This is a genomic window from Paenibacillus sp. J31P13 (assembly GCF_056269295.1).
The window spans coordinates 158192-177663 of record NZ_JBWDNR010000004.1 but is presented as its reverse complement, the minus strand read 5'-3'; the positions used below and the strand labels follow the sequence as shown (position 1 = coordinate 177663).

The following is a 19472-nucleotide window of genomic DNA, read 5'->3' as shown; positions in this document are numbered from 1 at the left end:
TTTTGGGGGAGGTGGTGTTGTGCCAAATGAGGCAAAACACATAGACAAAGATTCAATTGTAAGAGCAACAGTGAGGGATATGAAAGCACTTCGTATTTATAAAAAGCAGTATGATCGGTTGATTGAAATTTACTCAGAGCTAGTCTCTCAGTATAATCGCTTGACTGAGGTATTTGCGGATAGCGGCTATCAGGTGGAATCAGAAACAGCACAGGGTGGAGCAAAGAAGTCGCCTATCGTTGCTACACTAGAAACATTGCGAAAGGACATTCTTGCTTACTCGGATCGGTTATGTCTAAATCCAAAATCTTTAGAAACCGTTACTGCTGAAAAAACAGAGAAATCAAAAATTGCCGCAATGCTCAGCAAACGATGAAGCATAAAAATTATGAAGTAGTCATGGAGTATGCTGTTAGCATTGTAGAAGGTCGTAAAATTGCCTGTGTAGAGCTGATTGAAGGAGCCAACAGATTTCTAAATGATCTTACATCGGGAGAATATGATTTCAATCCGAGCGATGCTGAGTATGTAATTGATATTATCGAATCCACCTTTGTACATGAAAAAGGGGAACGCCTAGACGGAATGCCGCTCAGGGGTTCTCCTTTTTTATTGGAGCCATGGCAGAAATTTATTATTTATAACCTTCTTGGCTTTTATTTAAAGGGGAGTATATTGCGTAGGTTTCAAGAAGCTTTTCTCTATGTGCCAAGAAAGAATGGAAAAACACCATTTTCTGCAGCACTCGCATGGGCACTGGCATTGCTAAGTATCCGTTCTAGTTCAACAGTTTACATTGTTGGGGCAGCCTTACGTCAGGCATTACAGAGTTTCAACTTCATCCTCTACAATTTGCGTCAAATGGGAGAAGAGAAGAACTTTCGAATCTTGGACAACAACCAAAATCATAGTATCTCAGGTCAGTTTGGCGAAGGTTCAATTAATATTGAAGCGCTGGCTGCTAACCCTGATGCTCAGGATTCATTGAACTGTAACTATGCCATTTGCGACGAGGTTCACGCCTATACCAAGCCGAAACAATACAACATTATCAAAGAAGCCATGAAAGCCTATGCAAATAAGCTAATGATAGGCATAACCACTGCTGGTGACAACATGTCTAGCTTTTGTTATCAGCGGTTTCAGTATTGTAAAAAGATTTTGAATAAAACAGTAAAAGCGGAACATTATTTTGTGTTCATTTGTAAAGCCGATCAGGACGAAAAAGGCGAAGTTGCCTATACCTCTGCCAATGAACATGAAAAGGCTAATCCTAATTACGGGGTAAGTATCCGACCATTAGATATCATGAAAGAAGCCGAGGAGGCTCACAATGATCCACAGCAGCGTAAAGACTTCTTAGCAAAATCTCTGAATGTTTATACCGCAGCATTGCTCGCTTATTTCAATTTGGATGAGTTTAAAGCATCAGATCGTAAATATAATTGGACGATTGAAGAATTAGCTAGATTGCCTATTGATTGGTATGGAGGCACTGACTTATCCAAACTACATGATCTTACAGCGGCAGCATTATATGGCGAGTATCAGGGCGTTGATATAGTTATTACACACGCATGGTTTCCAATTGTGGCGGCTGCTAGTAAAGCAGAGGATGACGGTATTCCTTTGTTTGGCTGGAAGGATGACGGATGGTTAACCATGTGCAATAGTCCAGTTGTTAACTATGCCGACATTATTAATTGGTATATCAAGATGCGGAATATGGGCTTTAAGATTAAACAGGTAGGTCATGACCGTAAATTTGGAACGGAATATGTTATCGGCATGAAACGAGCCGGATTTAAAATTATTGACCAGCCTCAGTATTTTTATAAAAAGAATCAAGGGTTTAGACGCATTGAAAGTAAGGCGAAGGAAGGTAAATTTTATTACTTGCATTCAGAAGCCTATGAGTATTGTTTGCAGAATGTAAGGGCAATTGAGAAGACGGATGATATGATTCAATACGAGAAAGTGACAGACGAGCAGCGGATCGACATTTTTGACGCATCTGTTTTTGGTGCTGTCCGCATGCTGGAAAACATGGAAACGAAGACGAATGCAAACGATTGGCTTAAAGGGGGGAATAGTCGTGAGTAGGAAGAAAAGCAGAGGCAAGAGCTATACCCGTGCAGAACCAGAAACAAGATCATCATCCATAGGATTTTTACTTTCTGATGCTGCGAATGAAACACTTTGCGTTCCAGGCTATACAAGGCTGTCAGACAATCCAGAGGTCAAGATGGCCGTTCATAAGATCGCAGACTTAATTAGCAGCATGACCATCCATCTTATGCAAAACACAGATGAGGGTGATGTTCGGATACGCAATGCTCTTTCGCGTAAATTAGATGTGAATCCATATAGCCTCATGACGCGTAAGGCTTGGGTCTACAATATTATATACACGTTGTTATTAGACGGTGGCGGAAATAGTGTAGTGTACCCAAAAGTGAAGGATGGAATAATTGAGGAATTAATTCCTTTAAAGCCATCGTTTGTGAGTTTTGTCGATACCGTTGATGCTTATCAAATTCTATATCAAGGCAAGATGTACAATCATGATGAGGTACTTCATTTCACAATTAATCCAGATCCAGATCGACCTTGGGTCGGGACAGGATATCGTGTTGTACTAAAGGATATTATCAGTAATCTAAAGCAAGCTTCAAAAACAAAAAACAGCTTTATGTCAGATAAGTGGAAGCCATCAGTCATCGTATCTGTTGATGCTATGACTGATGAAATGTCCAGTCCCGAAGGTAGGGACATTATTCTGAATAAGTACATTTCGGAAACTAGTGGAGGAAAGCCTTGGATTGTACCGGCTGAGTTTATAAAGGTTGATCAAATCAAACCTTTATCCCTTAATGATCTTGCAATAAATGAAGCTGTTCAACTGGATAAAAGAACTGTGGCGAGCCTCATCGGAGTGCCGCCTTTTTTTGTTGGTGTTGGCGATTTCAATAAAGATGAGTTTAACAATTTTGTCACAACAACCTTAATGTCATATGCAAAGGTATGTGAGCAAGAGCTGACGAGGAAGACGCTTTACGCTCCTGATTTATATTGGAAGATGAATCCTCGCAGCCTATACGCCTATGACCTTAAGGAGCTTTCTGATGTTGCAGCTAATATGTACGTACGAGGCATCATGATAGGTAATGAGGTGCGGGACTGGATCGGCTTGTCACCATTAAAAGGACTATCAGAGCGTGTCATCCTTGAAAATTATATCCCAGCTGGCATGATAGGCGATCAAAAGAAACTAAATGGGGGAGGTGATGAAACTGAGTAGAAAGAACAAACAGACGCGAAGCCTCAACCTTGCATTAAAGACAAGGTCAGAGCAAGAAGGTCAGGATATGTATATTGAAGGCTATTTTGCCGTATTTAACAAACAAACAGAGCTTTGGCCGGGAGCCTTTGAAGAGATCGCCCCTGAGGCTTTCGGAGAGACCATGAGCAATGATATACGCGGGCTAATCAATCACGAATCTACGCTCGTCCTTGGTCGTAACAAGTCAGGCACACTGGAACTGAAGGTTGATAGCCATGGTTTATGGGGCAGGGTGGAAATTAATCCTAACGACTCTGATGCGGTTAATATCTACGAACGCGTGAAGCGGGGTGATGTTGATCAGTGCAGCTTTGGCTTTAATATCCTAGAAGAGAGTACGGAATGGCGTGACGATGGCAGTGTGAAATGGATTATTCGTAAGATTGATCTATATGAGGTATCGATTTGCACATTCCCGGCCTATGAGGCTACTGGCGTACAAGCACGACATGATGAAATTAAACAGCATCGTGAGAGGCAGCTCCAACAACGAAAACACCAATTGAAAGCGAGGTTGAAAAAATAATGGCATTAAGACAAATCATGCTAGGGAAAAAGATTCAACAAAGGAAGTCGGCGCTTGCTGAACTTGTGGATCAGGAAAGAAGTTTTCAAACGAGGTCAACTGAGCTGGAAACTGCGATTGAAGAGGCTAACACGGATGAAGAGATAGCCGTTGTTGAGGAAAGCATTGGAGCCCTCGACGCTGAAAAGGCAGAGCTGGAAGGAAAGATAGAAATAATTGAAGGCGAGATTACAGCGCTTGAAGAGGAATTGGAACAATTGAATAGCAATAGCCCGACAAATGTTCCTACATCCGTACCTACACCATTGCCAGCAACGGACACAAGAAGTCAACAACAATTAGGAGGCGAAGTTAGAATGAACGGATTTTTCAGAAGCATGAGTTTTGAACAGCGCTCCGCGCTGGTGGCACGTAATGAGGTAAAGGATTTCCTCGGTCAGGTTCGCGAATTGGGCCGCGCCGCTCAAACAAGATCAGTATCAGGCTCGGAACTGACAATCCCGGATGTTATGCTAGAACTAATTCGCGACAACCTTCACCGCTTCAGCAAGCTGATTAAAAGAATTCAATTGCGGCCTTTGAAAGGAACAGCGCGTCAAACGATTTCCGGTTCGATTCCAGAGGCAATCTGGACGGAAGCTTGCGCGTCATTGAATGAGCTTAACATTTCATTTTCTCAGATTGAAGTGGACGGTTACAAGGTTGGTGGTTTTATTCCAGTTTGTAATGCTACGTTGGAAGATAGTGACCTCAGCCTTGCTGCTGAAATTTTGGATGCATTGGGACAAGCTATTGGAATTGCGGTAGATAAGGCAATTCTTTATGGTACGGGTAAGAAGATGCCTCTTGGTATTGCGAAGCGCCTAGCCCAAACTACACAGCCTTCTGACTGGGGAGCAAAAGCACCGACTTGGACCGATCTTCGCGCGACAAACTTGCTTAAAATTAATCCGAGTGGAATAACAGCAGAAGTTTTCTTCTCGACACTTTTGCTAAAACTTGCTGCAGCTCGCGCTAATTACAGCAATGGTACTAAGTTTTGGGCTATGAACACACAGACACATGCGCTCCTCATGTCTAAGATGGTCGTGTTCAATGCTGCCGGTGCACTCGTTGCTGCGATGAACAACACGATGCCTCTTGTTGGTGGAGACATTGAAATCTTAGACTTCATTCCTGATGGTGATATCATTGGTGGCTACGGATCTTTATATTTACTGGCAGAACGTGCAGGAATTCAACTAGCGCAATCCGAGCATGTTAAATTTATTGAGGATCAGACAGTGTTTAAAGGGACGGCTCGTTATGATGGTAAACCTGTGTTTGGCGAAGGATTTGTTGCTGTTAATATCAACGGCGTCGATCCAGCAACTTCAGTTCCATTTGCACCTGATACAGCAAATCCTTCTGATGCTTATCTGTCGGTACTGACTGTTGGAAATAAAGCACTATCTCCTGTATTTAACGCCGCTAACGGATCGTATACAGCAGCAACAACAGATGCGACAAACGTAATCACAGCAACTGCTGCTAAACCAGGTTCGAGTGTCACAATCAGCAATGGCGCTACTCCTGTTGTAAATGGAGCAGCAGCTACATGGACTGCTGGAGTTAATACTCTAACGGTCACCGTGACAAACGGAACAACAACTAAGGTGTATACGGTTGTTGTAACGAAATCTTAATGCAAGCCATGGATGAAACAACAGCAGTTGGACTCGTTAAGGAACGTCTTGGCATTCGAACAACTGTAAGAGACACTTACTTGACTGCAATCGTTAAAGGCGTAATCAAAGAACTAGAAGATGAGAAAGGAGTGGCGCTTGATGGCGCTAACTCCAATCATCTTCTTTTTGTTTGTGATTACGCTACCTGGCTTTATCAGAGTCGAGACAGTGAGGGTGCGCTTCCGCGCCATATCCAATTTAGGTTACACAACCTAATTATTCATTCGGGCGGTGGTACAAAATGACCTATGACTACGAATTAACACTAATAGGGCAAGAGCATTCCGAAAATGAAGCGGGAGATGCTATAGCAATAGAAGTGCCAAATGTTATATTGTGCGGTTTAAAATCGGTTGGCCGGACGGAGTTCTACCAGGCAGCGGTTAATGGCTTAAAGCCGGAATACATTTTTGTCATTCATGCTTATGAGTATAACGGTGAGAAAGTTGTCGTATTTGGAGGCAATAAGTATCGAGTCATCCGAACATTTAGCACTAGCATGGAAGAGTTAGAAATGGTTTGTAGTGGGCTTGTTAATGGGGTGACCTGATGGCAATGCCACGTACTGTACGAGCAACCCGAAATGGTGTCGAATGGATTTCTAATATCGACCGAACGCAGTACACGCTCAAGCAACTTGAAATGGCGGGAATGCGTGAAGTGGGCAAGATCATTCGGAAACTGGTTATGCAGCAAGCCAAAAAGCAAGTCGGTATGAAACGATCTAAGCGTATTATGCGTTCTTTCCAGTACTGGGCTCGAAAGCGGGAGCGGGATTTGTTCGTAGGTATTAAGCATAACACCTGGTATGGAGCTGAGCAGGAGCTTGGAACGCGTGGACAACGTAAGAAAGCCATACTCATGGATGCCGTTTTAAATAATGTTGACGATATACGTCGAGTAATGGGCGTATATATTGAAGCTATTGAAGATCTCAATAAGGCGGAGGGATTGATTCGTGATGATGGGAGTTGGGTGGGGGATGAATGAGTAAGATTGTCGAGCTTAGAAAATCGATTGTTACTTTACTTAAGTCAGAGCACCCGAAAATCTACTATGAAATTGCACCAGCGGATATCCCTTATCCTATCGTTGTTTATGATCTTCCTAACGCATTCGGAAGTGATGAATCAACTGAAATTTTTGTGCTGCATGTAGATGTTTGGGATGCTCCAGAAGATGGCGACACGATGCCACTAGAAATGCTCATAGCTGAGCTAGATAGAGTTTTAAATAAAAAAGCCATCCGCGTCAATGGGATGGCTTTTTCTTTTCACCGTGACACACGCCTGCCTCTTACCGATCCTGATAAGAGTTTGCGAGGCAGACGACTTATCTATCAAGTACGAACATTTGGAGGGAATTAGATGCCGCAATACTCAGGATTTACCAATCAAACCGCCGATCATTTAGTTTTAGATGCTGGTGCGTTTTACAAGAACTATGATTTAACAACCGGAAGCGGCACGCTTTTGGGAGCAACGCGAGGTGGCGGAGAGTTTAAAGCCGTTCCATCCGTAAGATCCATTGAAATTGATGGAGTAAAGGGACGGGCCAAGGGGCTGAACGCAATTGATTCATGGGACGTTTCAATTGTTGCAAACATGTTGGAGATCACACCGCAGCTCCTTGCTGCAGCTCTTGCAACGGGCTCAGTAGATAGTGCAAGTAACCCGCTGTATGACATTATCACGGCTAGCAATACTATCGCATTAGCCAATTACCTTGACAACATTACATGGGTAGGGCGTTTAAGCGGCAGTAATAACCCTGTTATCATTCAAATCTTTAACGCACTTAATACCGATGGTGTCACGTTAAAAACGGAGGATAAGGGTGAGAGCGTGCTGCCCGTTGCTTTTGCAGCCCATTACGATGCAATCGACCTTGATACAGTACCATTCAAAATCTACTATCCAAAATTGACGATGGACACAACACCTCCAACAGTAACGGTTGTTCCTGCTGACGCGGCAACAGCTATTGCGGTGGGCTCTAGTGTGGTATGGACATTCAACGAGCCTATTAATCCAACACTCGTTAATCCGGCAAACTTCCTGTTACTTAAAGCTGATGGAACCAACGTACCAGGCGCATTGACGATTAATGCTGCTAAAACGGTAGTCACTCTTAAACCAACGACCAATATGACAGCGGCCACGGATTATATTGCTATTGCATCATCCAATATTAAGGACCTTAACGGAAACTCTCTCGCACAGAAAGCTAGCAAATTTAGAACAGCTTAAAAACTATACGGAGAGGGCAGCGATGCCCTCTTTCGTCATTTAATGGAGGGCTAATTAATGGAAACAATCAAACTTAGAAAACTACAATTGAAAGATATTTTCCCTATGTCTCGCATCATCAAGAAAATTGGAATCAAAGAAATCATGAAGCAAGCAGCTGCAGCTCTCGATAAGAAGGACGAAGCAAGCGAGCAGTCAACCGAAGCCAAACAAATGCAGGCGGGTATGGAAATGCTTGCAGTGGTGCTTGAGAATATTCACCTTGCAGAGAAGGAAGTGACGGACTTTCTTGCGAGTTTGGCAGGCATGGAACCTGAGAAATTTGCTGAGCTTGATATTGGGCAGCTGGCCAGTGTCTTTGACCAATTTAAGGGGTTACCAGGTCTGCCAAGTTTTTTGAAGCAAGCAAGTCAATAGATGAGGTTGAAGTCATTGACTTGTTGCTTAAGCGGTATGGTCAGATCGATTATGTTCTAAACATGGATATTGAAGCAGGTATTGAACAAATCAACAAGGTTTACGAGAAAGAAACCGAACAGCGCAGTTGGGAAATGTATCTTACAAAGTTCCCGAACATGACGCAATCGGATTATGTCTCATTCGATGATTTCTATAAGCCCAAACGAACTGTAACGCCTCCTCCATCAAAGAAAACAAAACAAGAGATTCTAGATGATGCTGAGGCGATTCTTGCAGCTTTTCGGAAAGGCGGGTGATTGAGCGATGGAAATATTTCGTTTGTTTGGTACGATCCTCGTACAAAACAATGCAGACGAGGCACTGGATGACGTAGATACAAGGGGTCAGCGGGCTCAGGAACGTTTAGGAGCAGTTGGAAAGGCAGCAGGGGCGCTTGTACTGTCCTTAGCGGCTATAGGCGCTGCTGCTGTTCTTGCATTAGGGGTTAAGTCGGTACAGGTAGCAGATGAATTCCGTAAGGCAATGAATGGTTTGGCAGCTGAAACAGGGCTCACAGCTGACGAAATGAAAGAGTACGAGGAAATTACCAAACGGATCTATAATCGAAATCTTGGTGAAAATTTCGAGGACATTGCCAAGTCGATGGCAAAGGTCAAACAATTAACTGGCCAATCAGGAGCGGAGCTTGAGGATCTAACAGCGAATGCGTTAATGCTGCGAGATACGTTCGAATTTGAAGTCGAGGGATCTGTACAGGCAGTAAACGCTCTTATGCAGAAGTTTGGAATAACAGCAGACCAAGCCTATACCCTCATTGCCCAAGGCGCACAGCAAGGTGCTAATGCTAATGGCGATTTAACAGAGGTATTGTTGGAATTTGCTCCTCACTTTGCGGCACTAGGATTCAGCGCTGAGCAGTTTACCGACATTCTGATTCAGGGTGCAAAAGACGGATCATTCCAAGTCGCGCTCGTCGGGGATGCGATTAAAGAGTTTACGATATTGAGCAAAGATGCTTCTGATAGCACCAGTGAAGCATTTAACTCATTAGGGCTGGATGCCCAAGGTATGGCAGATGCATTTGCTGGAGGGGGAGAGCAAGCACAGATTGCATTCCAGCAAGTGATGACGAGTTTGACAGATTTGGAAGATCCGATAGTTCGGAATCAAATAGGTATAGCTCTGTTCGGATCTAAGTTTGAAGATTTGGAAGCGGCGGGGATCTTAGCTTTAGGCAATGTAAAAAGCTATACAGACTCAACCGCAAAGACGCTAGAGGACATCAATAAAATTAAGTATGATTCGTTCAGTGAAGCCATAAAAGGAATTGGCCGGATGTTCGAAACAGGCGTTATGATTCCCATTGGTGAACGAATACTCCCGAAGCTGTCCGAATTTGCCGAGTGGTTTACAAGTAAAATGCCTGAAATTGAAAGAATCACTTTAGCTGTAGCAGATGCCATCATAAAAGGATTTGAAAACTTTGCGGAAGCTATACAGTGGGTTATCGATCATAGCAATATTTTATTGCCAATACTAGCCGGAGTTACAGCAGCCATAGCAGCGCAAATGGCGATAGGTTTGTTAATTACGATCTATGATTCTTGGAAGCTTGCAACAGCTACAATGACAACGGCGCAATGGCTGCTTAATGCTGCTATGCTGGCGAATCCGATTGGACTTATAGCCGCAGCTATTGGAGCTTTAATTGCAATTGGTGTGGCGCTATGGATGAATTGGGACAAGCTTTCCACAAAAGCTAAACTATTCTTTGCTATTTTATCGCCTGCCGTTGCAGTAATAGAGGGCATTATCTTTCTTTTTAAAAATTGGAGTGAGATAGGTGAGGGGCTTGCTGCTTCATGGGAATGGCTCAAGGTAAAGGCAACTGAGATTTTTGGGGCTATTGGGAATTTCTTTGTAGAGTGGGGACCGCTCATGCTTATGGCTTTAACAGGTCCGATTGGAATTGCCGTTGGTTTGATCATTAAATACTGGGATGAAGTCAAAGCATTTACGATGGGCGTATGGAATGCTATTTTAAGCTTTTTTACTAATGATGTTCCTGCAGCCTTCAATCAATTCGTTAATTTCTTTGCTGAGCTGCCTAGCAAGATCATTGGCTTTCTAAACGATTTGTTTATGGTCAAAATCCCTTATGCTGTTGGTTATGTTATTGGCTACATGATAGGCGCGGTTTCAGAGGGTATTCCGAAGGTAATTCAGTATTTTAAAGAGCTGCCGGAAAAAGTCTGGACATGGCTTCTTAAGCTAATTGCCGATGTGAATCAATGGCGTAGTGACTTGGTAGCTAGTGCCATACAGGCGGGGATGCAGTTTGTAGCAAGCCTATTGAGCTTTTTCGCTCAGTTGCCTGATAAAGTTTGGACGTGGCTAGTAAATACCTTCAATCGTATTGTCCAGTGGCATGAGAATGCCGCCAAGCAGGCGAGCGATGCGGGTAAGTCCATTGTTGACGCTGTGATCAGTTTTATAAGCCAGTTACCACAAATGGTTTTGAATTGGCTATCCAATGTTGTTGCTAACATCATTTCTTTTGCTAAAAATGCTTATTCAGCTGCAGGAGAAGTTGGAAAAAGCATCTTGAACGGCATTGTTGATTTTATCAAAAGCATTCCTGCAAGGATTGATGAGTTCGTAGGTGGGATTGTTGACAAAGTGGTTGGCATTGCGTCAAAAGTTAAAGATGCTATATCAGGTATCTTTAAGAGTGGCAGTGATGGTATACAGGCGGGTGTCAAAGCTTCGGGATCAACTGCAACCATAACAATACCGGCGCATGTCGATGGCACGACGTTTGCACCAGGAGGCTTGTCACTTGTAGGAGAAAAGGGTCCTGAGCTAGTAAATATGCCGCGAGGTAGCCAAGTATATAATGCTAACGAAACACAGGACATACTTAATAGCGGTGGTGGCGTAACAGTAATACACAATCACATTCACTTAGATAGCCGAGAGATATCATCCAGTGTAAGCCAACATCAAAACGAAGGCATAAGGACGAGGGGGAGAGCGCTTGGTAGTTTATAATGGAGGGTTTTCACTTCGACCTGTAGATGATCCCCTTGATGTACGAACGGCTCTGCAGCTAGGTATGCATATGACGAGGCAATCTAAGCGACCTGTGTTAGCTGGCACTGTTGGCAGTACATCATCCATTGCTGGGAGGCATGGTGCGTTTTATTTCGGAGCCAAGCTTGCTCCTCTAGAATTTGGTTTAGATTGTGCCATGTTCATGAATGATCCCTTATCATTACAGGCTGCAGTTGATCGCTTAGCTGAGTTTCTCCTCGATGCAACCGGCTCACCCCGTGAACTCGAATTAGTCTTTGATATTAAGCCAGGCAAAAAATATCTAGTCTATTATTCGGGCTCACTTGATATTGGGCGTGTTGTTGGCTTCGGTCAGTTCAAATTGCCGCTAGTTGCGTATGATCCTTTTAGTTATCAGACGGATCTATCGAATAGGTTGTCATGGGACAGTGAGGTTCTCATGGACAATAATTTGATTACCTTCGATGATAGTTTTGAATTTGCGATTAAAGGACCTCAGACTGTAGAAATTGTAAACTTTGGTGCACTGGAGATATGGCCATCTATTCAGATTGTTGGAAGCTTCACTTCGATTTCGATTAATGTCGGTGATCGAACTATCGTATACGGCGAAGCAGTTTCTGCCGGATCGGTCACAATAGACAACGAGCGTATGCAAGCAAGGCTCAGCTCAACTAATAAAAACAACAAAGTGTCTGGGCGCTGGATAAAGCTTGCCCCTGGACGTAACAGCGTAAAAATAGGCGGCACAGGGCTCAATTGCTCTGTGTCGTTTGTGTTTGCAGCTAAATATACGTGAGGTGATACAATGGCTGATTTAATACCGGTGGGATCGACGCTCAGAGCTGGTAAGGATGCGATTAATGCGAAGATGTCGTCACTTGAAGCGGTGGATGCATCGCAGCAAAAGCAGATTAGTACTGAACAGCAAGAGCGTATTGCTGCAGATAGTGCTCATGCGAATGCAACGGTAGCTCATACAGCAGAGCAGATCCGATTTGTTGAAGGGCAGAGCATGAAGCAGAAGGTTGATGCTCAACAAGCTCAGATTAATAACATTATTGGGGGTCCTGCATCGAGCGCAGCCGAGGTCATTGATGGTCGTTTGGGTGCAGATGGAACGGCAAGAACAACGATCGGGACGATGATCCGAGAGATCCACAGCAAGCAGCTCGCGCAGAATGATCAATCTGTGATGATTAAGCGAGGACTGAATGTCATTAATACGTCACAAGCGTCTCCAGCTGAATTTATGGTACAAGGTAGAACTCTTGTCAATTTACTTGGAAGGGATGGAAACTGCGAAGATATAAGCAAATGGAGTAATAGTTCAGGCGCTTCAATTGTTTTAGATTCATCGAATACTTCGATAGGAAATACCAGTATTAAGGTCTCTAGTCCTTCGGGAGTAAATAGTTATGCTTATATTGAATTAATTGGGCGTATTGATATGTCAAAATATTATTTATTTATGGGAAGTATCAAAAATTTCAATTCGACTGACATCAACCTAGTTACAAGAATTACTGGGGGAGCAGTTTCAGAAAAAAGATATACTACAACCGATACAACAAAATTTATCGACGCATATGTCAAAATTTCACCTTCGGACATGGTTGGTGCGACTTCAATAAATATACGCGGAGAAGTCCGTGGTAGTCAGAGTGGTATGTATGGATTTATCGATGCGTTCCGTGTGTATGAAATTTCAGCATATGATTACGCCAAAATAGATATTGACCCTGAATTTACAGGAGAGAAGCTTGTAGAGAAGTATCCATATGTCGATTCCGTCAAACATTTGGAAGGTGGTTCAGTTAGAAAAGCTGGGAAAAATATGTTACCTCCGTTTACAGAGTGGACAGTACATGCAAATGCAAAAGTGGTTGAACCATATAAATTACAATTAGAAGCAACTGCATCATGGCAAGCGACTGACATAGATATACCTGTTTCTCCTAATACAACATATACTCTCTCGGTTACAAGAATTGGCTCTGGGCAAATTGGTATGGCTACATTGAGTGCGAACAAAACTCAATTATCATCGTTAGGTTTTTCTCCTGTTGATTCATTTACTAAAACGACAGAACCTAATGCTGCTTATATTCGAGTTCGTTTTTCTAATGCTACTGCTACAGGCTTATTCTCATTTATAAACCCAATACTAGAACTAGGCTCAGTAGTTAGTCAATTTATTGAACGTAACGATGATTACGCAAACTTTCCTCTACTTGCCAGCAATGTAGATCGAACGATTGCGGACAGTTTCGATACAGCTACAGGTCGAACATTAAGACGTTGGAAAACAGGCGTAGTTTTAGACGGATCGTTGACATGGCTCTTTCACTCTGACAACACAGGGAATAAGGTTGTGAAAGCAACACTGCCGACAGCATTAGCATCTTATAGAAGCGCCTTAGCACAAAAGTTCAATGGAAGTATCATTTCGCAAAATATTGGAGCATCATCAACTTTTGCTCCTGATAACCAAGTCTTAGATAATGCTAACCTTTTTTATATAGGAATTGGCGATGTGGAGAGCGGCTGGTCCGAAACGTTAAACCCGAACTCAAATGCAATCAAAGCCCTTTTGAACGGATGGAAGGCGAGTGCCAATAGCGGTGGCGTTTATAGCAGTTGGGTATCCATTCTGACAGGAATTGCACCAATAACAAATACAGAAGCCTATTGCGCAGCAAATAAAGCACCTGGCTGGGTAGGGTGGGCAACAGTGAATTATGTGTTGGCGCAAAGCTTTGAAGAATCGTTTTCAGGTGACATAGGAGCAATCGCTCTACAAACTGGTGGTAATCAGTTAGAGCTTCTTGAGGGCGTTGTACTCAGGGAATCAGTTATTCCTAAATTCGATGTAGGTCGCTATTATATAGTTTCATCTCGACTTGACTACTGGGGAACTAGCAGGCTGAAATACCGTGCTATAAATATTATTGAAGTGTACAAGAATGGCGAGCCTGACAAAGGATGGTTAGCCAGTAGTAACATTGATGGAGCGATTCGTGCAATAGATGCTGGATTATTTGATCCAACAGCTCAGTATACGGTTACTTATCAAGTCTTGGACAAGTATCAGTTCACACCAAACGTAATTGACGTCACAACACGTTTTAAGAGTAATCCAAAGATGGTTCAAGACCAGCTTGTTCGGGAAATGGCGGACTTAGAGACACAGGGGGCTGTAAATGTCTGGGCTATTGCGGAGCTATATAAAAAAGTTAAAGCGCTGGGAGGTTAGGCTATGGATATGGAAGCAATGCGTGAGTGGTTAATATCTAGAGGGATTCCTGCAGCTGAGCTTGATGAAGTAGACGAGCCTCCTGTTATTCGTGACATCGGGGAGGCGCTTACGCTGTCTTTACAGAACGACGATATGATAGGCGTTGTTCTTGTTGAACTGATGATGCAAATTTCTGTGCTTGAAGAGAGAATATTCATTTTGGAGGGAGGAGGGGTTTAGCATGTTGACCTTTTATAAATTTAGAGTAGATAACCGCATGTTGCCGCTCTCTAAGGTTCCAGAACCGTATCAGGGACAGATGCGAAAGGATGGATATACGGATATTGATGAGGCAGGCGAGGATGAGTGACAGATAACATCATCGTGATTTATGACAAGCTTGAGACTGACTTTTCACATTTTGGTCTTGCTGTCATTCGAAAAACTATTGATCTAGGGCCGCGAATCTTTCAGCGAAGAAATGCTGATTATACCGTTGATTTTTCTGTGCCTTACACGGATGAAGCCGTTCCGTATCTAGCGGAGGAAAATATCGTTAAGGTATCAGGTCAACTGTTTATTATTAGGACTGTAAAAGAGAGTCGAGACACGGGCGGTAAATTACTAGCTACTGTATTTGCAGAACATATTTGTACAGAGCTGCTTACCGAATATATACCGCTACTCCAGTACACGAATGCGACAGCAGCCGCCATTTTGGATGGTATACTTGCCGGGACTCGGTTTACGGGTAATGCGCTCGCAGTCTCAACTTCTCATGACTTCACAGTAGAGCGGAACAGCGTGGTATGGGGGCTGAATCATTTAATAGCCTTGTCCAAAGCAGAGATGCAGCGTGACAATTTTAATATCACGTTCAAACCGCAGATTGGTGCTGACAATGGCGTAAGGATTAGTTATCGCAAGAATCTAAGGAGCATAACGAGAACCAAAGAAAGCCGAGGTGTTATTACTCGGCTTTTTGTTTTTGGTAAAGATGGTATTACGCTGACACAGCCAATTGATAGCCCCAATATTGGACTTTATCCGCGACCGAAATGTGGCGAGGTGACGTTTGATGAGGTTGAGGATTTGCAGGAGTTGCGAAAGAAAGGTGAAGCATATTTAGCCACTGTAGACACGCATTTGCTATCTTATGTCGCGGATGTGACTGAGCTAAAAGGGGTTAAAGGCTACGGGGAAAGCGAGTCTTTTGCCATTGGAGATACCGTTCATGTCGATGATGAAGATTTAAAAATCGAGGTAACGGCGCGAATCGTTGAATACGAGGAGTACCCCAATGCACCGGAACGCTCGCGCGTGGTTCTTGCTAACTTTCTACCCGACTTGATGGATACCCTAAATAAGATGCAAAACGCCACAAACACGATTGAACGGATAACAACAGGTGGTGGTCGCGTAAATACAAACTGGATAGACGGTAAGATAAACACGTTGAAAAATCAGCTTGTCGCATCGGGGGCATATGCTTCCGCAGAAGTGCGTCCGAATGAAGGGTTCTTGCTCGAAAATACCGACAGTAATAGTCCTGATTATGGCGCATTGTATTTAGGGCCAGGTATCTTTGCAATTGCTTCTGAAAAGGTTGGCGGCAATTGGAACTGGCGAACGTTTGGCAAGGGTACAGGGTTTACCGCTGATGTTATTAATGCCGGAATTCTTAATGCGAGTTTGATACGAATTAACTCCTCAACAACGTTTGAGCCTGGCTATGATCCAACTACGAAAGAAACGCCTGAATCTGCACAAGCGAAAGCTGATGCTGCACAAGCCGCCGCGGAAGCAGTAGCATTAGCAAAATCACAGCTTGCTCAGTCAGAAGCAGAAGCTTATGCGGACGGTATTGTTACCGCAGAGGAACAAGCTCGAATGAATCAGGCAAAAGAGACGCTTGAAGCTGCCCAACGAGATGCAACAGAAAAATCTAATGCTGCAAAATTAGCAGCAATCACAGCAGCTGAGGCAGATGCTAAAGCTAAGGCAGATGCAGCACAAGCCGCTGCAGAGGCAGAGGCTTTAGCGCAAGCGCAACTTGTAAAAGAGCAAGTTGAAGCATATGCAGATGGAATCGTAACGGCAGAAGAACAAGCTCGCATAAATCAAGCAACCGAGAATCTAAGCAAGGCGAAGACAGATGCAACTACGAAAGCTAATGCAGCGGAGCAGGCAGCCAAGGATGCAAGTGTCCTTAAAGGTATTAAATACAAATCTGTTTACACTGATGCCGATGGCTTCCATATCGATGGGCCGAATGGTGAAGTGATGCGTATGGGGGAATTTGCCCCAGGACAGTTCGGTACTATCGCTTTTCATAAAGACGGTTCCACTACTGCGCTAACGCCAGATGGGCTAATCAGAAAAACAGCATCAGGAGATAAACCCTATAACTATTTGGTGGCTGCCGGAAGTGACTCGACCGGAGCAAACAATGCTTACTTCGTTAATGCGGAAGGAACGGCAAACGGCGATAGTATTCCAAATATCACTATAACTTTGCCTTCAGATTTCAAGGGCAAGGATTTCAAAGTGATTTTAGCTCTAAAGCGAGATTCTTTTTTCGCTCAAGAGCTTAAACAGACTCCAGGTGTGAGCCTTCGAGTTCTAAACTATGCTCCAGTCACAACTCAACTAGAAGTGGTTAGTGTCGATAAGGTAAACGGCAAGTTTACTGTAAAAGGATTTGGATCGTTGTATCGATGGAACGTAATTTATGGGATATCGGGATCGACAGTAATACCAAATTACACAAACGTAACGCGGTATGATTACGCATTAGATTTTTCTTGGATTGCATTAGTATAGTCCGCAGATGCGGGCTTATTTTATTGCTCAGAAAATTTTTTACTTAGTTTTATAAAAAGAAAGATATATGAGGGGATGAACAGGTATGTATAAACAGTGGTTTTCGGTAGATGTAACAGAAGGTAGAGCAATTGCGGCAGCGATAGGCGCGGTAATTGCTCCTTGGGTATCTTTAATTTATGGTAATGGAAGAATTTTGCCAGTGCTATTACTAATCTCTGTCATTGCTTTAGATTGGATTACAGGAATTTCTGCCGCTCGAAAAGATAAGACTTATTCCTCGCAGTATGGCATTAGGGTCGGGCTGCCGCGAACATTATTTCTATTGGCAATCCCCGCATTTGCTAATCTGTTGGACGCTTTGATGTCAATGCCGGGATTGTTTTTCTATGCCATTACATTAGGTATTGTCTATCACACATGGCAATCATTGACGGCGAATGCCTACCGCGCGGGATGGGGGTATTGGATTCCAAAAGCGGTCATGACCCATATAGAGTCTGAGCTTAAAGCTAAGGTGGAGAGGGCTTCCAAGATCAATGTAAAACCCGCAGAAGAGGTGACAAAGAATGACGAAGTTAAGTAAAAATGAATTTATTGCAAAACTGGCACCAATTGTGCAACAAGTGCGGGGCGAAGGATCTCCTCTGCTTTCATCGGTTAGACTGGCTCAGAACATTCTGGAGACAGGTTGCGTGATTCACCCTTGGTATAATCTTGGTGGAATCAAGGTAGGCGGAGGTAAGCCTAATGGGTATTGGAAAGGGCGCAGCATAAATAAAGGAACGTGGGAAGAATACGGCGGTCAAACGGTAAATATAACGGCAAATTTCCGCGTTTACGATCAACTTTATGATTTTTATAAAGATCAAGATTTATTGTTCTTGTTACCCCGATATGATCGCGTAAGGACAGCTAAAACACCAGAAGCTCAGGCTGCAATGTTATACGCATGCGGATATGCTACGGATTCATCTTATGCAAGTAAGTTATTGACCCTGATTAAAGCAAATGATTTAACAAAATATGATGAGATCGAGGAGGACGAGAATATGCTGAAACTTACAGATGCGGAATGGGATGTACTAGCTGCAGCAGTTCAACGATTAATTGTTGAAAAAATCATTTCCGATAAGTCATGGTTAGACAAAGTAAAGCAGAAGAAAATAACCATATCTGAGCTTACTTGGTTTAATACGATTGCAATATCGAGAAAATAAAAACGAACTCACTTATTTATATTTGGTGGGAGATCAGTGTGGTAAACATCAGCCGGTTGGTTGGTGTTTTTTTTTACTCAAAAAAAGAACATATGTTCTATAGGAGGATTACCATGTTATATAATATGGATTGTATTGAAGGATCGAAAAAATATATCAAAGACGAGAGCATAGATTTAATTGTTACAGACCCGCCTTATAATTTAGGCTTTGGCGGTACGTCTATGACCAAATCTAAAAAACCGAGATTCTCTATTATCGCAAACGATAAATTGTCAGATCGGAACTATCAAAGATTTACTTTTCAATGGCTTCGAGAAGCTTATCGTATTTTAAAACCAGGGCATCATATTTACGTTTTCATTGATTGGAGAATGTATCCTCAAATTGTTTTGTGGATGAGACGTTGCGGTTTCGTCATTAAGAATTGTATTGTTTGGGATAAAAAACATATGGGAATGGGATATCAATATCGCTTTCGTCATGAATTTATTATATTTGCAGTAAAGGGCGAGGGAAAGGCAAGAAGAATTTCTACACGTTCATCAACGGACATCTGGAGTATTCCAAGGATAGCAGGAAACAAAACTGTTCATCCTACTGAAAAGCCAGTATCGCTAATGAAAGATATCCTCTTAAATAGCAGTCTAGAAGGAGAAACAATTGCCGATTTCTTTGTGGGATCGGGGCCAGTAGCTGTGGCAGCAAATGAATTAAATCGTGAGGTTATTGGTTTTGAACTGGATAGCAATTATTTTGAAATTAGTAATGAGAGGCTGAACAGAGCAGATCATACAATTTAATTTGAAAGAGCGCACTGGCCTATGAGGTTAGTGCGCTCTATTTCTATA

21 protein-coding genes are annotated in these 19472 nt (G+C 43.0%); all 21 read left to right on the top strand.

Features of this window, described 5'->3' with window-relative positions; genetic code table 11:
* Positions 1–19 precede the first annotated feature (19 nt).
* The gene (locus tag AC0YOD_RS15090; RefSeq protein ID WP_475800146.1) at positions 20–376 is read left to right on the top strand and encodes a P27 family phage terminase small subunit; all 357 of its coding nucleotides are present in this window, start codon (positions 20–22) and stop codon (positions 374–376) included.
* Positions 373–2103: a terminase large subunit gene (locus tag AC0YOD_RS15085; RefSeq protein ID WP_475800145.1), complete on the top strand. Its 1731-nt coding sequence runs from the start codon at positions 373–375 to the stop codon at positions 2101–2103. The genes AC0YOD_RS15090 and AC0YOD_RS15085 overlap by 4 nt, the downstream gene beginning before the upstream one ends.
* Positions 2096–3301 (top strand): phage portal protein, encoded by a 1206-nt coding sequence (locus AC0YOD_RS15080; RefSeq protein WP_475800144.1) that lies wholly within the window; start codon positions 2096–2098, stop codon positions 3299–3301. Before AC0YOD_RS15085 ends, AC0YOD_RS15080 begins: the two co-directional genes overlap by 8 nt.
* A complete protein-coding gene (locus AC0YOD_RS15075) occupies positions 3288–3869 on the top strand; it encodes an HK97 family phage prohead protease (protein WP_475800143.1) in 582 nt (193 codons plus the stop codon). Before AC0YOD_RS15080 ends, AC0YOD_RS15075 begins: the two co-directional genes overlap by 14 nt.
* Entirely contained in the window at positions 3869–5554 is a 1686-nt protein-coding gene (locus tag AC0YOD_RS15070; protein ID WP_475800142.1) for a phage major capsid protein, read from the top strand. Before AC0YOD_RS15075 ends, AC0YOD_RS15070 begins: the two co-directional genes overlap by 1 nt.
* Entirely contained in the window at positions 5554–5841 is a 288-nt protein-coding gene (locus tag AC0YOD_RS15065) for a hypothetical protein (RefSeq protein ID WP_475800141.1), read from the top strand. The genes AC0YOD_RS15070 and AC0YOD_RS15065 overlap by 1 nt, the downstream gene beginning before the upstream one ends.
* Complete coding sequence (locus tag AC0YOD_RS15060; protein ID WP_475800140.1) at positions 5838–6146, top strand: phage head closure protein; 309 nt, start codon at positions 5838–5840, stop codon at positions 6144–6146. The genes AC0YOD_RS15065 and AC0YOD_RS15060 overlap by 4 nt, the downstream gene beginning before the upstream one ends.
* A complete protein-coding gene (locus tag AC0YOD_RS15055) occupies positions 6146–6586 on the top strand; it encodes a hypothetical protein (RefSeq protein ID WP_475800139.1) in 441 nt (146 codons plus the stop codon). Before AC0YOD_RS15060 ends, AC0YOD_RS15055 begins: the two co-directional genes overlap by 1 nt.
* Entirely contained in the window at positions 6583–6963 is a 381-nt protein-coding gene (locus AC0YOD_RS15050; protein WP_475800138.1) for a hypothetical protein, read from the top strand. Before AC0YOD_RS15055 ends, AC0YOD_RS15050 begins: the two co-directional genes overlap by 4 nt.
* Complete coding sequence (locus AC0YOD_RS15045; protein ID WP_475800137.1) at positions 6964–7845, top strand: Ig-like domain-containing domain; 882 nt, start codon at positions 6964–6966, stop codon at positions 7843–7845.
* 57 nt (positions 7846–7902) lie between these two features.
* Positions 7903–8262, top strand: a complete 360-nt coding sequence (locus tag AC0YOD_RS15040) for a hypothetical protein (RefSeq protein ID WP_475800136.1) — start codon at positions 7903–7905, stop codon at positions 8260–8262.
* A 23-nt stretch (positions 8263–8285) separates the two neighbouring features.
* A complete protein-coding gene (locus AC0YOD_RS15035) occupies positions 8286–8561 on the top strand; it encodes a hypothetical protein (protein ID WP_475800135.1) in 276 nt (91 codons plus the stop codon).
* Positions 8562–8568: 7 nt separating this feature from the next.
* Positions 8569–11316, top strand: coding sequence for a phage tail tape measure protein (locus AC0YOD_RS15030; protein ID WP_475800134.1), 2748 nt, complete (start codon positions 8569–8571; stop codon positions 11314–11316).
* A complete protein-coding gene (locus tag AC0YOD_RS15025) occupies positions 11303–12139 on the top strand; it encodes a phage tail domain-containing protein (protein WP_475800133.1) in 837 nt (278 codons plus the stop codon). Before AC0YOD_RS15030 ends, AC0YOD_RS15025 begins: the two co-directional genes overlap by 14 nt.
* 9 nt (positions 12140–12148) lie before the next feature.
* Entirely contained in the window at positions 12149–14596 is a 2448-nt protein-coding gene (locus AC0YOD_RS15020; RefSeq protein WP_475800132.1) for a hypothetical protein, read from the top strand.
* Between the two features lie 3 nt (positions 14597–14599).
* On the top strand, positions 14600–14818 hold the full coding sequence (locus AC0YOD_RS15015; protein WP_475800131.1) for a hypothetical protein: 219 nt from the start codon (positions 14600–14602) through the stop codon (positions 14816–14818).
* 1 nt (position 14819) lies between these two features.
* Complete coding sequence (locus AC0YOD_RS15010) at positions 14820–14948, top strand: hypothetical protein (RefSeq protein WP_475800130.1); 129 nt, start codon at positions 14820–14822, stop codon at positions 14946–14948.
* Complete coding sequence (locus tag AC0YOD_RS15005; protein WP_475800129.1) at positions 14945–17401, top strand: phage tail spike protein; 2457 nt, start codon at positions 14945–14947, stop codon at positions 17399–17401. Before AC0YOD_RS15010 ends, AC0YOD_RS15005 begins: the two co-directional genes overlap by 4 nt.
* An 85-nt stretch (positions 17402–17486) precedes the next feature.
* Positions 17487–17987, top strand: coding sequence for a phage holin family protein (locus tag AC0YOD_RS15000; protein WP_475800128.1), 501 nt, complete (start codon positions 17487–17489; stop codon positions 17985–17987).
* The gene (locus tag AC0YOD_RS14995) at positions 17971–18621 is read left to right on the top strand and encodes a glycoside hydrolase family 73 protein (RefSeq protein WP_475800127.1); all 651 of its coding nucleotides are present in this window, start codon (positions 17971–17973) and stop codon (positions 18619–18621) included. The genes AC0YOD_RS15000 and AC0YOD_RS14995 overlap by 17 nt, the downstream gene beginning before the upstream one ends.
* 113 nt (positions 18622–18734) lie before the next feature.
* On the top strand, positions 18735–19424 hold the full coding sequence (locus AC0YOD_RS14990) for a DNA-methyltransferase (protein WP_475800126.1): 690 nt from the start codon (positions 18735–18737) through the stop codon (positions 19422–19424).
* Positions 19425–19472 lie beyond the last annotated feature (48 nt).